Raw genomic sequence first — 13364 nt, forward strand, 5'->3', positions numbered from 1 at the left:
ACGCCGCAGGCGCCGGGCAGCCTGAGGAATCGCCGTACGACAGCGCGTCGACCGCCGACCTGAGGAGCCATCGTGACCGAAGCCTCGACCATCGCCGCAGACGTGCCTGCGGACACTCGTCTCTCCTCCGAGATCGAGCACTACCTCTACCGTGAGGCCGACCTGCTCGACGACTGGCGACTTCCGGAGTGGCTCGAGCTGTTCCTGCCGGAGGGTCAGTACCTCGTCCCGAGCACGGACCTGCCTGACGGGGACCCGGGTCGCGACCTCTTCCTCGTCCAGGACGACCGCTTCCTCCTCGAGCAGCGGATCGGCTCCCTGATGAAGCGCTCGGCCCACGCCGAGTACCCGCACTCGCGCACCCGTCGGATGATCAGCAACGTCAGGGCCTACCTCGATGAAGAAGGGCACGTCGTCGTGCGCGCCAACTTCGCTGTCTTCCGGATGCGATCGGGTGCCTTCGACACCTACGTCGGTCAGTACCGCCACGTGCTCGCGAGGGACGATGAGGGTGGCCTGCGCTTCCTCGTCCGCCGCTCAGTCCTCGACCTCGACACGCTGCGCCCCCACGGCAAGGTCAGCATCATCCTGTGAGCCGGCTGGCGGGCAAGGTCGCGGTGGTGACCGGGGCGAGCCCGAACATCGGGGGCACGCTGGCGGCCGGACTGGCCGCCGAGGGCGCGCGCGTGCTGTGCACCGACCTGGTGCCGGACGTCGCCGAGGCGGCCGCCTCGGGGATCCGCGCCGCCGGCGGTACGGCCGACTGGATCGCGGGGAACGTCACCGACGACCAGCACGCGCGGGAGATCATGGCGAAGGCCCATGACCTGTGGGGCGGCATCGACGTCCTCGTCAACAACGCGGTGTTCTTCCAGCAGCAGGGCGTGCTCGACATGCCGTACGCCGACTACATGCGCCAGCTCGAGGTCATCCTCGGCGGGGCGTTCCTGCTCACCCGCGAGGCCGCCCGGAGCATGATCGCGGCCGGTCACGGAGGGAGCATCGTCAACGTGCTCTCGACGGCGGCGTGGCAGGGCCAGCCCGGCAACGTCGGCTACTCCACGGGCAAGAGCGGGATGATCAACTTCACCCGGTCGGTCGCCATGGAGCTCGCCGAGCACGGCATCCGGGTCAACGGCTTCACCCCGACGGCAACGGCGCCGACGGATCCGGCCGCGCTGGCCTCGATGCAGGCCCTGCTCAGCAAGCCGTCGCACTACGCAAACGACTTCCGTGCGCAGCTCCCGCTGGGACGCCTGCCCACGCCGCAGGACTACGTCGGAGCGGTCGTCTACCTCGCCTCCGACGAGTCGGCCATGGTCACCGGCACCAACATCACCGTCGACGCCGGAGCGACGGCCAAGTACTGGCCGTGGACTCCCCATCCCGAATCGAGCTGAGCAGATGTCCGACGTCATCCTCGTCCACCCCACCCCGCACGTCCTGGAGGGACCCGGCGGTCCGATCCACGTCACGGAGATCAGCCTCGGTGGCACGCCACGCGGCCTGGTCGTCCTGCTCACCGACGACGAGGTCCCGGACGTCGACGTGGTGCAGTCGATGAACCACTTCGTCATGGAGGGCTACGAGTCCATCGCAGCACGTGTGGACCTCGATGGTGTCGACGTCGTCCTCGGGCGCGCGGCCGAACGCGGCTGGCACGACGACCAGGTCGGCGTCGTCGGGCTGGGCGCCGGCGCCACCCTCGCCCTCGACCTCGCCCTGCGTCGCGAGCTCGGTGCCGCAGTGGCGTTCTCGCCCACCCCCGACCTCGATCGACTGGCTGCGGAGCCCGCCCTGCGCACCCCGTGGCTCGGCATGTTCGGTGAGGACGCTGCGGGCCTGACCCGTGGCGAGGTCCACCGGCTGCGCGGCACGCTGCGAGGCGGTTCCGACGTCTTCAGCCATGTCGTGAGCTATCCGGGGGTGGGCGCTGACTTCCACCGCCGGACGGAGACCGGTGTGGCGTTCGCCGCGTCGTACGACAGCTGGCAGCGTGCAACGGAGTGGCTCAACGCCCGCGTCGCAGCCCGACTGACGCCCCTCGCGGTGGCGTGGCGCAACCGGCAGCACGCAGCACCCAGCGTCTGACCGACACCGACACATCGAGAGCCCCCGGGAACCGGTCGGTCCACCGGGGGCTCTCGGCGTGCTCATGCGTTGGTGGACTCGGTCGACCTGTGGCGCCGCTCGGCCCGGAACATCTCATCGAGGGGAGCCTTGGTCTCCACCGGGAGCCGCTCGCCGGTGACGAGCTCGTTCCACCGCCGCCACCAGGTCCGCATCTGCAGCTCGTCGGTGGTGGAGTTGATGTCCTTGTTCATGCCTCGCGAGATGTCTGACCAGGGCAGCTCGCGTGCGGCGGCATAGCCGGTCTGGCAGGTCTCGAGCGCTTCGACGTCGTCCGGCGACGCCAGGCCGCCCGGGCCCCAGAAGGTCAGGAAGTTGTCCAGTCGCTGCTTGCGGAGCTCGTCGCCCTCCTCCGGTGGCGCCAGCTCCCAGGCGGTGACCTCCATGTAGTCCGGGCTGATCGGGTCGATCTTGCGGACCACGACCCCCATGACGAGGTCGATGATCACCAGGTTGGGGAAGATCACCATGTTGCGGTTGCCCATCATCCGGTCGACCCAGCCGTCGCCGTAGAGCTCGCGGAACCGGTCGAAGCGGGCCGCCCGTTCCTCGGCTCCGGCGTCGGAGAGCGGGCGCCCGAAGAGACCCTCGGTGGCAGGTGCGCCTGCAATCACGGCGTGCCCGTTGCCGAGGTCGATCCCGCGAGAGTCGGCCAGCGCACTGGGGTCGAGCTTGCCGCGGGCGGCGAGGACCATCTCGAAGTAACGCTGGTGCGTGGAGACCGCGTGGTAGCCGTCCATGCTGTTCTCGACCAGGAGCTTCCAGTTCGCCTTGATCGAGTACTCGTGCGTCCCGTGCAGGATCTCCATCCCCTGCTCGGACTGGTCGCAGACCAGGTCGATGTACTCGGTTGCCCCCGCCAGGTAGGTCTTCAGGTCGACGATGTCGGGGTCGAACGACACGAAGACGAAGCCTCGGTAGGAGTCGACCTTCGCGGGGCTGGCGAGCCCGGGTCGCTCGAACCCTTCCCCGTAGGCGTCGTCACCCGGCATCGACACCATCTCGCCGGCCGTGCTGAAGCTCCACCCGTGGTAGAAGCACGTGAGGAACCGGGCGTTGGCGCTGTCCTCGCGGCACAGCATCGCGCCCCGGTGCGGGCAGCTGTTGATCCAGACCTGGATCGTCCCCGTCGCGTCACGGGCGAACACCAGCGGGCGACCGGCGACCTTGCGCGTCTTGTAGTCGTTCTTCTTGGGCAGCTCGGTCTCGTGCCCGATATAGAGCCAGCTGTGGTTGAAGATCTTGTCGCGCTCGAGCGCGAAGACCTCAGGATCGACCATGGCCGACCGGTTCACCTGGAACCGGGGCATCTCCCGGTCGTCGTTCACGAAGGTGGACATGCGACTCCTCACATCGTCGATCCACCGGCAGCGCCGCGCAGCCAGTGATGGTCCTCACCGTGCAGCACAGCCGGGTGCCGCGACAGCGGCTGGTTCCGGTCGACGGAACGGGCGGTGGTCGGTGCTCCCCACCGCTGGCGACAGTGGCGTGCATGGAGACAGCACGAGCCGTGGAACGCCGATTCGCGTGCAACGACGATGCCCTCGCGCCCGGCGAGTCGATGACGATCCCGGCGGAGGATGCTGGTGGCGTGGCGATCGCGGTCTTCCGCAACGAGGACGGCGAGCTGTTCGCGACCGCCGACACCTGCACCCACGAGGAGTGGTCGCTCGGAGAGGACAGCGACCTCGAGGGAAACGAGGTGGTGTGCCCCCTCCACATGGCGCGCTTCGACATCACGTCCGGTGAGGCCCTCTGCTTCCCGGCAACCGTCGCCCTCAAGACCTTCGAGGTCGTGGTCGAGGACGGCCGCGTGCATGTCCTCGCCTGACGAGCACGTGGTGGTGGTCGGTGGCTCGACCGGGGCCGTACGCACGGTGCAGGCACTACGCCGTGTGGGCTTCGATGGCAGGCTCACGATGGTCTCTGACGAGTCGCACATGCCTTATGACCGTCCCCCGCTGTCCAAGGACCTGCTGGCCGAGGACCACGCGGGAGACCCTGTGCCGCTGCTGACCGTCGAGCAGGCGGCAGACCTACATGTCGAGGTCCTCCTCGACACTCGTGCGTCCGGCCTCGACCCGTTGGGACGGACCGTGACGGTCGACCACCTCGGCCAGGTCCGACAGATCTCCTACGACCACCTCGTCATCGCCACAGGGGCCGCCGCCCGGCGCCTCCCCGGACCCGAGCTCGACGCTGTCCACGTCATCCGGTGCCTCGACGACGTCGCACGGCTCCGCCACGCACTGGGCGCCGCACGGCGAGCGGTGGTCATCGGCGCCGGCTTCATCGGGGCCGAGTTCGCCAGCGCCGCGCGCAGTCGTGGCATGGAGGTCACACTCGTGGAGGCGCAGCCGCACCCGTTCGCCCAGCTCCTGGGCGAGGAGGTGGGAGCCGAGGTGGCCGGCGTGCACGCCGCTCACGGCGCGCAGCTCCTGACGGGCGTAGGCGTCGAAGCAGTCCGGACGGCGGCGGACGGCACGACCGAGGTGGTCCTGGCCGACGGTCGGGTGCTGCCGACCGACGTGGTCGTGGTCGGCGTCGGTGCCGTGCCGAACACAGCTTGGCTCGTCGGATCCGGGCTGCCTGTCATGGACGGCATCGAGTGCTCGGCGGACCTCGAGGTCGTGGGATGGCCCGACATCCACGCCGTCGGCGATGTCGCTCGGTGGCCCCATCCGTCGTATCCCACGCCGATCCGGGTCGAGCACTGGACCAATGCCGGCGACCACGCCGAGATCGTGGCGGCGCACCTGACCGGGGCCCGGCCACCCCGCCCCACGGTGCCCTATGTCTGGTCCGACCAGTACGGACACCGGATCCAGATCGTCGGACGGCCCGGGGAGGGCGAACTCGCCCGGCGCCGGGGCTCGATGGAGGCGGGTGACCTCGTGGCGGTGTACGCCACCGACGCAGGCGCGGTGGTGGGCGCGATCGTCGTGGACGATCCGCGTCTGCTGATGAAGCTCCGCAAGGCGGTGACCGCCGGTACCACGGCGGCCGAGCTCGACGAGACATTCTTCCTGCCGGCCTGACCGGCTGACGACCCCACACACGTGAGACACGAAGAGGAGATGCGACATGGCTGAGGTGCTCGGCGTGGGCCTGACCCACTACCCGTTGCTGGCAGGCGCGGACACGCACATGGCGAACCTGCTGAAGAGTGCGCTCAAGGATCCCGACATCCCCGAGGCGGCGAAGGACCCGGACTCGTGGAGCGACCTCGCACGCGAGGAGTGGGGCGACGACGGCGGGACGGCGGCGGCGGGGCGGCACCGCAAGCGGCTCCTGGACGACCTCGACATGTGCCGCCGTGCGATCGACGAGTTCGAGCCCGACGTGCTGCTGGTCTGGGGTGACGACCAGTACGAGAACTTCCGTGAAGAGGTGATCCCGTCCTTCTGCGTGCTCGCCTACGGCGACACCCCAGTGGAGCCGTTCGGCGTCCTGGACATGCTCAAGATCCCGAACTACTGGGGTCTGCCGAACGACACCGTCTTCACGATGCGAGGCATGCCGGACTTCGCCAAGAAGCTCGCCAGCGACGTCCTCAACGACGGAGTCGACGTGGCGTACTCCTACGAGAAGCGCCAGGGAATCCACTTCCCGCACGCGTTCGGCAACACCCAGGTGTTCCTCGACTTCGACAACGTGGGCAGTGAGTTCCCCTACCCGATCGTGCCGATGGCCGTGAACTGCTACGGCGAGCACGTGATCGCCCGCAAGGGCGGCATCGCCCGCTTCGCCGACATCCAGGCCGGCGAGGACCTCGACCCTCCGGGCCCCAGCCCTCGTCGCTGCTTCGAGTTCGGCCGTGCCGTCGCCCGGTCTGTCGCGGCGTCGGACAAGCGCGTGGCGCTCGTGGCGTCGTCCAGCTGGTCGCACGCGTTCCTCTACGACAAGGGGTGGCACCTGCGCCCGGACACCGAGTCCGACCAGGTGTTGTTCGACGCGATGCTGGCCGGCGACTACGACACCTGGAACGCGCGGACGAGTCGGGAGATCATCGACTCGGGGCAGCACGAGATGCTCAACTGGTTCTGCCTGCTCGGGGCGATGGACGAGCTCGGCATGAAGCTCGAGTGGACCGACTGGGCGGTGACGGAGATCTTCAACTCCAACAAGGCCTTCGCCATCTTCCGCTGAGGTGTCGCAAGCCCCTCAGATGTCACGCGGGAACCAGTGCCCCCGCCCCTCGGCCAGGCCTTCTCCGACGTCGTCGGCGATCCGGTCGGCCGTGATGCGCAGCGCCTGGTCCACTCGGGCAGGCGGCGGGTCCTCCGCGCAGTGGCCCACCGACACGGCCCCGATCGCGAAGCCGTTCATCCGGACAGGGGCTGCGACGCAGGCCAGGCCGGGCTGCGCCTCACCGCTCTCGCGGGCGATCCCCTCGTCGTGGACCTTGCGCAGCTCGCTGATCAGAGTGTCGACCTCGGTGATCGAGCGAGCCGTCATCGCGGGCAGCGGCGAGGGGAGGAAGTTGGCCAGGTCGTCGAAGTCCTCGAACGCCAGGAGCGCCTTGCCGATCGCCGTGCAGTTGGCGGGGAGACGACCACCGACGGAGGTGATCGAGGCGCGGGTGTCCCGGCTGGCGAGCTTCTCGAGGTAGACCACGTCGAACTCGCGAAGCACGGCAAAGTGCACGGTGGCACCGCTCCAGCGGTGCAGCTGAGCGAGGTGGGGGAGCGCCAGGTCACGCATGTACCCGGCGGGGGTGCCAGCCCCGAGCTGAAGCAGGCCCAGGCCCAGCTTGTAGCCGGACCGGTGGTGCTCCACCGCCCCGAGCTCGACGAGCCTGATCAGGAGGCGATGGACGGTCGACTTGGGCAGCCCGGCCGCCCGGGCCAGCTCGCTGAGCGTCATGACGCGCTCGTGCGGGTTGAACGCCCGCAGGAGGTCGAACGCCTTCGTCAGGATCGACGGCGGCTCGACAGCGTCAGCGCCGGGCGCGCTCTTCGTAGTGGTGGGGGGCATCGTCACCTCACTGGTCCAACCATTCAACCGTGACCCTCGTCACTCTACGCGTCGAGCGGTGCCCGCGGGAGAGCTCAGTTCCACGCGCCGGAACGCAGGGCTGCGAACGGCGATTGTCGGCGACAAGGTGGGTGCCGGCCGTCCCAGCTGGGCGACCCCACGTCGAGGGTTCGGAGGTGTCGGCATGCAGGAGGCCGGATCGCCGCGAGACGGCGTCGACCTGCACGCGCACTGGTTCGGGCGCGACCTCCAGGTCGCGGATCGCATGCAGGACGATCGGTGGCCGACCCTCACCGTCGACTCGTCCGACCACGGTCGACTGATGCTGGGCAGCACGCCCTTCCGTGACGTGCGTAGCTCGCTGTGGGACGTCGAGACACGTCTGGCCGACCTCGACGCCGCCGGCGTGCGCCACCAGGTCATCTCGCCCGTCCCGGTCACTCTGGCGACGTGGGCAGACCGCGACCGCGCGATCGAGTACGCACGAGCCTGCTCGGCCTCCGTCTCCGCCGCGGTCGCGGCCTCCGGCGGACGGTTGCTCGGGCTCGGGGCAGTCCCGCTGCCGCACGTCCGGGAGTCAGTGGACGCCCTGCAGGGACTGATGACCGGCACCCGGCCGATGCTGGGGGTGGAGATCAGCTCCCGGATCGGCGCGCTCGAGCTCGACGACCCGCTGCTGCTGCCCTTCTTCGAGGCCGCGGAGTCGCTCGGCGCGCTGGTCATGGTGCATCCGGGTGACGGAGGCAGCGGGACCGTGCGCCGTGGCGGACAGCCCTACGACTTCGGGCTGGGCATGCTCACCGACACGGCGCTGGCGGCTGCCGCCCTCGTCTTCGGCGGCGTGCTGGACCGGTTCCCGCGACTGCGCGTCGTGCTGGCACACGGGTGCGGGGGATTCGCGTGGTCCTACCCGCGGATGCGGTTGGGGGCGAACGTCTTCCAGGGGATCGACGCCGGGCGGCTCGACGAGCTGGTCCGCCGGCTGTGGGTGGACTCCCTGGTGCTCGACCCCGAGCACCTCAGGCTGCTCGTCCACCGGTTCGGCGAGGATCGCGTCGTCCTGGGCACCGACCACCCGTTCTTTCCGGCCGTGACGCAGCAGGCACGCGCCTTCCTCTCGGAGGCCGAGCAGAGCGGGGCTCTGCGCCGCGGAGCGGCCCACCGGGTCTTCTCGTCGAACGGCGCGGTGCTGACCGGACTGGGAGCGGTGGCCTCGTGACACCGACCGATGTCGTGGACGTGGTCGTGGTGGGGGCGGGCGCAGCTGGGCTCGCCACGGCTCTCGGGCTGGCGCGGAGAGGCGTGAGCGTCGACGTGGTCGATGTCGCCCGCCCGCAGCGGGTGCCGTGGACGGAGGTGCACCACTGGTCCGTGCTGGCGGGGCTGCACGACCTCGGTGTCCTCGACGACCTGCTCCGGCGGGGGACCCGTTGCACACGATGGGAGCTGCGGGTCCTGGCTTCGGGCGAGCGGATCCCGTTTGACCTCGGTGACCTGCGCGACGACGTGCCACACCCGTATGCACTGCGAGTCTCGGAGACCGACCTCCTCGAGGTGCTGACCGAGCACCTGCTGTCCCTGCCGGGCACCCGGGTCCTGCAGGGTCCGGTGCGTGCCGTCACCACCGGGCCGGACGCCGCCACCGTGACCTATGGAGGCCGAGGTGGCGACGGTGAGGTGAGCGGTCGCTGGATCGTCGCCGCAGACGGACCGTCGAGCGTGCCTCGGCGTGAGGCCGGCATCGCTTTTCCGGGCACCAGCGGCGCCGAGCGCACGGTCGTCGCGATCGTCGACCACGACTTCGCTGGCCACGACTATGCGGAGACGACGTTCCAGCTCGACGGACAGAGAGGAGCGGTGGTCGAGAGGATCGGTGGGACCACGTGGCGCTACGTGTTCCAGGAGCCTCTCGAGTGGTCGGAGGAGGAAGCACCGGGGCGCATCGCCGACGTGCTCGGCCAGGTCACCGGGACGACGCCGCGGATCCTCGACTGGGACGTGGAGCGGACCCACCAGCGAACTGCCGTGACCTTCCGACGGGGCAGGACCGTGCTGGTGGGGGACAGCGCCCACCTCACGCACCGCCTGATCGGGCACTCGTCCATCGCGGCGTGGTTCGAGTCCTTCACGCTCGCGGAGGTGCTCGCCGGAGTGGTCGCGGGAGCGGTCGCTCCGTCGCGCCTCGACGCGTGGGCGCACGAACGTCGTCGGAGATACCTCTCGGACGCGGTCCCGGCGAGCATCAGCCGGAGGAACCTCGTGGCGCAGATCCACGACCCGTCACGGTTGGCGCTCGAGCTCGAGGACTTCCGGCGAGCGCTCGATGACGTGGAGGTGCGCCGGGACGTCCTCATGCGTGGCCGAGAGCTCGAGGGCGCGACGACGACCTGGTGACACCGGCATTCCGGACGCCGGAACGACGCGTTGTCGCGTGCTGCCCCGGTTCCTAGCGTCGGTCCGACCAAAGCACCGTTCCCCCACCACAGGAGCCACCGTGTCCGTGACGTTGTCCGATCTCGCGCAAGGCGCATTCCTCGACGTCGCGGGCGTCTCCACGCACTACCACGACGCGGGCGCGGGCGATCCGGTCCTGATGCTGCACGGCTCGGGGCCGGGTGTCTCTGCCTGGGCCAACTGGCAGCACGCGATCCCCAGCATCTCCCAGCACGCCCGCGTGATCGCCCTCGACATCGTCGGGTTCGGCCATACCGAACGCCCCGACGACGTGCAGTACTCGTTGCGGACCTGGACCGACCACGTGTGGGGCTTCCTCGACGCGCTGGGCCTGGAGCGCGTCTCGGTCGTGGGCAACTCGCTCGGGGGACGGATCGCACTGCAGATGGCGGAGGACGACCAGGACCGGCTCGACCGCCTCGTGCTGATGGGGTCGCCCGGGGTCGGGATGACCCTGACGGACGGGTTGAAGGCCCTGCGTGCGTACGAGCCCTCGCCCGAGGCGATGCGCGAGCTCCTCCGGACCTACTTCGCGGTCGACCCGACCCTGATCAGCGACGACCTGGTCAGGATCCGCTACAAGGCCAGCGCCGCGGCCGGGGCCCACGAGGCGTATCGGCTGATGTTCTTCCACCCGGACCACAAGGGTGGTGAGCTTGCGATCACCGAGGAACAGGTGCGCGCGGTGGACCGCCCGACCTTGCTCGTGCACGGGCGCGAGGACCGGATCGTGCCCGTGGACGTGGCCTGGAACATGCTGGGTCTCCTCCCGGACGCCGATCTGCACGTGTTCGCACGCTGTGGGCACTGGACCCAGATCGAGCGTGCCAGTGACTTCAACGCGGTGGTCACGCAGTTCCTCGGTCTCGACGAGACGGCGACGGCGACGGCGTGACGGCGAACACCGACTCCTTCCGGGCGGCCCGCGACCGGCTGTTGGGCTGGCGCGGCGACCACGCGACCGCCGTCCAGGACTTCGAGTGGCCGATGCTGCAAGGCCAGTGGAACTGGGCGATCGACTGGTTCGACGCCGTGGCGCGCGGTGTGGACCGCGAGGCGCTCGTGGTGCTCCGCGAGGACGGCGGCCGGGATGCTGTCAGCTTCGACGAGATGGCCGATCGGTCGGACCGGATGGCCTCCTGGTTGCGCGGGCACGGTGTCCGCGCCGGCGACAGCGTGATGGTCATGCTGGGCAACCAGGCCGAGCTGTGGGCCGTGATGCTCGGCGTGATGAAGATCGGCGCGGTGATCGTGCCCACCGCAACGGCTGCAGGGCCGGCCGAGCTGGTGGACCGGATGCAGAGGTCGGGAGCCGTGCTCGTGGTCTGCAACGAGGCGGACGCCGTCAAGTTCGACGAGGTGCCCGGCGACTACGCCAAGGTCGTCGTGGGGTCGCGCGCCGGCTGGCACTCGCTGTCGGACGCCGACGCGCTGGATGCCGAGCCTCAGCCCCACCCGGGAACGACGCCGGACGACCCGCTGCTGCTCTACTTCACCAGCGGCACCACGTCCCGCCCGAAGCTGGTCCGGCACACGCAGGTGTCCTACCCGGTCGGCCATCTCTCCACCATGTACTGGCTCGGCATCGGTCCGGGGGATCGGCACCTCAACATCTCCTCGCCCGGATGGGCCAAGCACGCATGGTCGTGCTTCTTCGCGCCCTGGAACGCCGAGGCGACCGTCGTGGTCCACGACTACTCCCGTTTCCGGGCCGACACGCTGCGTGAGGGTCTCGTCGCCGAGGGCGTCACGTCCTTCTGCGCGCCACCGACGGTGTGGCGCATGCTCATCAACGCCGACCTCGGTGACCGCCCGCCCGAGCTCCGCGAGCTCGTCGGGGCGGGGGAGCCCCTGAACCCCGAGGTCATCGGACAGGTGGAGCGGCGCTGGGGACTGACGATCCGCGACGGGTTCGGGCAGACCGAGACGACCTGCCAGATCGGCAACACCCCCGGGTCGCCGGTGAAGCCAGGCTCGATGGGGCGCCCGCTCCCCGGCGTGCCGAGCGTCCTGGTCGACCCGCTCTCCGGGGCCCTCGTCGAGGGCGTCGGCGAGGGTGAGATCTGCCTCGACCTCGCGCAGTCGCCGCTGCCCCTCATGACCGGCTACCAGGGCGACACCGAGCGCAACGACGAGGCCATGGCCGGTGGGTGGTACCACACCGGCGACGTGGCCGCCCGCGACGCCGACGGCTACATCACCTACATCGGGCGCACCGACGACGTCTTCAAGGCCTCCGACTACAAGATCAGCCCGTTCGAGCTCGAGAGCGTGCTCATCGAGCACCCGGCGGTCGCCGAGGCGGCCGTCGTGCCCGCACCGGACCCGGTGCGGCTCGCTGTGCCGAAGGCGTACGTCGCGCTCGCGCCCGGCCACGAGCCGACCCGGGAGACGGCCCTCGACATCCTCCGGCATGCTCGCGAGCACCTGGCGCCCTACCTGCGCGTGCGACGGGTGGAGTTCTTCGAGCTTCCGAAGACGATCTCCGGGAAGATCCGCCGGGTGGAGCTGCGGACCCGCGAGGTCGACCTGGCGGCGGAGTCCGCCGGGCGCAACGGTCAGGAGTGGCGCGACGAGGACTTCCCCGAGCTCACCGGCGGCGAGCCCGCCCGCTCGTCGTAGTCGAGCCATGCCGGCCGGGTGCTCCTCAGCCCGACAGCGGCGACAGCGGTGCAGGTGGCGCACGCGAGGCTGACGAGCGTGAGGGAGGCGGCGTACGACACCGCGTGCTCGACGGTCGCCAACGCCGCAGGTAGCGCGAATCCGACATAGGTCAGGGCGTAGAAGATCCCGGTGAGCCCGGGCAGCTGCTCCGCCGCAGCCATGGCTCGCACCTCGACCAAGCCTGCCACGACCGTGACTCCGTAGGCGGCGCCGAGCACCACCGCTGCCCCGACGGCGAGGACGAGGGACCTCGCCGCCGTCTCGAGGGCGACCATGGCTGCGCCCGCCGTCATCAGGCTCATGCCGAGCACCAGCTCCCAGCCGCGGAGCCTGACGTGCAAGCGACCGGCGACGCGCTGGGCGAGCACACCCGACCCCAGCATCAGGACGGTCAGGAGCGTTGCGAAGGCGACCGCGAGCGATGCCGTCCGAGTGGCGACGAGCTCCGGGACGATCGCGTACGCCAGGCCGGCCGACGCGAAGACCCACGGCGCCGTGGTGAGAACCACCAGGTCGAAGCGGTGTCTCGATCGACCGGGAAGTCGCAGGTCCGGCGCGAGCCGGCTCCCAGGGGTCCGCTGCGCAGGGTCCGGTGCCCGCACCAGGCTGGGCATCGCCAGCGCGCCGAGCACCAGGTGGACGACGTACGGCGTCACGTGGGGCGAAGGCCCCCACTGGGCCAGAGTGCCTGCAACCCCGGCTCCGGCGCCGAAGCCCGCCGTGAGCGTCATGGCGGCGCGACGTGCTGCGGTGCCGCGCGCCGCGGTCGGCGGTGTCAGGTCATCGATCCACGCCGTCCCTACCACGAGCGCGATCGCGACGGACACTCCCACGAGAAGGCGGCCGATGCAGAGGAAAGCTGGCTGGTTCAGCGATGCCGCGAGCACGCCGCTCGCCATCAGGCCCGTCACCAGCCCGGCCAGCATCACGCGCCTCCGTCCCCACCGCAGGCTCGCCTGGCCGACGACGAGGAATCCCGGCACCAACCCCACGACGTACATCGCGAGGAAGAGGTTGACCTCGGCGCTGGAGTACCCAGCCAGGTCGCGGTACATGGCGAGGAGAGGGGTGAACTGGTTGCCGCCGTAGGAGAGCACGAAGGCTGCGGGTGCGACGTACATCCAGGAGCGGTGCCCCAC

13 protein-coding genes are annotated in these 13364 nt (G+C 70.1%); 10 read left to right on the top strand and 3 right to left on the bottom strand.

Features of this window, described 5'->3' with window-relative positions; all coding sequences use genetic code 11:
- Positions 1 to 72: 72 nt before the first annotated feature.
- The 3 genes from J2X46_RS15905 to J2X46_RS15915 are packed head-to-tail and all read left to right on the top strand — an operon-like array spanning position 73 to position 2091.
- Positions 73 to 594: an aromatic-ring-hydroxylating dioxygenase subunit beta gene (locus tag J2X46_RS15905; RefSeq protein WP_310252239.1), complete on the top strand. Its 522-nt coding sequence runs from the start codon at positions 73 to 75 to the stop codon at positions 592 to 594.
- Entirely contained in the window at positions 591 to 1400 is an 810-nt protein-coding gene (locus J2X46_RS15910; RefSeq protein WP_310252240.1) for an SDR family oxidoreductase, read from the top strand. The genes J2X46_RS15905 and J2X46_RS15910 overlap by 4 nt, the downstream gene beginning before the upstream one ends.
- A gap of 4 nt (positions 1401 to 1404) precedes the next feature.
- Positions 1405 to 2091, top strand: a complete 687-nt coding sequence (locus J2X46_RS15915) for a dienelactone hydrolase family protein (RefSeq protein ID WP_310252242.1) — start codon at positions 1405 to 1407, stop codon at positions 2089 to 2091.
- Positions 2092 to 2153: 62 nt separating this feature from the next.
- Here the strand turns inward: J2X46_RS15915 and J2X46_RS15920 are convergent, their stop codons facing one another.
- On the bottom strand, positions 2154 to 3470 hold the full coding sequence (locus J2X46_RS15920; protein WP_310252243.1) for an aromatic ring-hydroxylating dioxygenase subunit alpha: 1317 nt from the start codon (positions 3468 to 3470) through the stop codon (positions 2154 to 2156).
- Positions 3471 to 3622: 152 nt separating this feature from the next.
- Between J2X46_RS15920 and J2X46_RS15925 the strand changes: the two genes are divergently transcribed.
- Genes J2X46_RS15925 through J2X46_RS15935 form a run of 3 tightly spaced genes read left to right on the top strand, consistent with a single transcriptional unit; the run spans position 3623 to position 6279 of the window.
- Positions 3623 to 3961 (top strand): non-heme iron oxygenase ferredoxin subunit, encoded by a 339-nt coding sequence (locus tag J2X46_RS15925; protein WP_310252245.1) that lies wholly within the window; start codon positions 3623 to 3625, stop codon positions 3959 to 3961.
- Entirely contained in the window at positions 3948 to 5168 is a 1221-nt protein-coding gene (locus J2X46_RS15930) for an FAD/NAD(P)-binding oxidoreductase (protein ID WP_310252247.1), read from the top strand. The genes J2X46_RS15925 and J2X46_RS15930 overlap by 14 nt, the downstream gene beginning before the upstream one ends.
- 46 nt (positions 5169 to 5214) lie before the next feature.
- The gene (locus J2X46_RS15935) at positions 5215 to 6279 is read left to right on the top strand and encodes an extradiol ring-cleavage dioxygenase (protein WP_310252250.1); all 1065 of its coding nucleotides are present in this window, start codon (positions 5215 to 5217) and stop codon (positions 6277 to 6279) included.
- A 15-nt stretch (positions 6280 to 6294) separates the two neighbouring features.
- On the opposite strand, the gene J2X46_RS15940 is transcribed toward J2X46_RS15935, so the two are convergent.
- Complete coding sequence (locus J2X46_RS15940; RefSeq protein WP_310252252.1) at positions 6295 to 7107, bottom strand: IclR family transcriptional regulator; 813 nt, start codon at positions 7105 to 7107, stop codon at positions 6295 to 6297.
- A 184-nt stretch (positions 7108 to 7291) separates the two neighbouring features.
- On the opposite strand from J2X46_RS15940, the gene J2X46_RS15945 reads away from it, so the two are divergent.
- The 4 genes from J2X46_RS15945 to J2X46_RS15960 all read left to right on the top strand — a co-directional run bounded on the left by J2X46_RS15945 (position 7292) and on the right by J2X46_RS15960 (position 12183).
- A complete protein-coding gene (locus tag J2X46_RS15945; RefSeq protein ID WP_310252254.1) occupies positions 7292 to 8326 on the top strand; it encodes an amidohydrolase family protein in 1035 nt (344 codons plus the stop codon).
- The gene (locus J2X46_RS15950) at positions 8323 to 9501 is read left to right on the top strand and encodes an FAD-dependent monooxygenase (protein ID WP_310252256.1); all 1179 of its coding nucleotides are present in this window, start codon (positions 8323 to 8325) and stop codon (positions 9499 to 9501) included. Before J2X46_RS15945 ends, J2X46_RS15950 begins: the two co-directional genes overlap by 4 nt.
- A 106-nt stretch (positions 9502 to 9607) precedes the next feature.
- Positions 9608 to 10456: an alpha/beta hydrolase gene (locus J2X46_RS15955; RefSeq protein ID WP_310252258.1), complete on the top strand. Its 849-nt coding sequence runs from the start codon at positions 9608 to 9610 to the stop codon at positions 10454 to 10456.
- Positions 10453 to 12183: an AMP-binding protein gene (locus J2X46_RS15960; protein ID WP_310252260.1), complete on the top strand. Its 1731-nt coding sequence runs from the start codon at positions 10453 to 10455 to the stop codon at positions 12181 to 12183. Before J2X46_RS15955 ends, J2X46_RS15960 begins: the two co-directional genes overlap by 4 nt.
- Here J2X46_RS15960 and J2X46_RS15965 read toward each other — a convergent pair.
- On the bottom strand, positions 12120 to 13364 hold the full coding sequence (locus J2X46_RS15965; RefSeq protein WP_310252262.1) for an MFS transporter: 1245 nt from the start codon (positions 13362 to 13364) through the stop codon (positions 12120 to 12122). The genes J2X46_RS15960 and J2X46_RS15965 overlap by 64 nt on opposite strands.

It is taken from the genome of Nocardioides sp. BE266, assembly GCF_031457855.1.
Lineage (GTDB): Bacteria > Actinomycetota > Actinomycetes > Propionibacteriales > Nocardioidaceae > Nocardioides.

What these genes read in the sequence shown, in the direction of transcription:
- J2X46_RS15915 (WP_310252242.1), top strand. Translation starts at nt 1,405, where the DNA reads ATGTCCGACGTCATCCTCGTCCACCCCACCCCGCACGTCCTGGAGGGA.
- J2X46_RS15920 (WP_310252243.1), bottom strand. Translation starts at nt 3,470, where the DNA reads ATGTCCACCTTCGTGAACGACGACCGGGAGATGCCCCGGTTCCAGGTG.
- J2X46_RS15925 (WP_310252245.1), top strand. Translation starts at nt 3,623, where the DNA reads ATGGAGACAGCACGAGCCGTGGAACGCCGATTCGCGTGCAACGACGAT.
- J2X46_RS15930 (WP_310252247.1), top strand. Translation starts at nt 3,948, where the DNA reads ATGTCCTCGCCTGACGAGCACGTGGTGGTGGTCGGTGGCTCGACCGGG.
- J2X46_RS15935 (WP_310252250.1), top strand. Translation starts at nt 5,215, where the DNA reads ATGGCTGAGGTGCTCGGCGTGGGCCTGACCCACTACCCGTTGCTGGCA.
- J2X46_RS15940 (WP_310252252.1), bottom strand. Translation starts at nt 7,107, where the DNA reads ATGCCCCCCACCACTACGAAGAGCGCGCCCGGCGCTGACGCTGTCGAG.
- J2X46_RS15945 (WP_310252254.1), top strand. Translation starts at nt 7,292, where the DNA reads ATGCAGGAGGCCGGATCGCCGCGAGACGGCGTCGACCTGCACGCGCAC.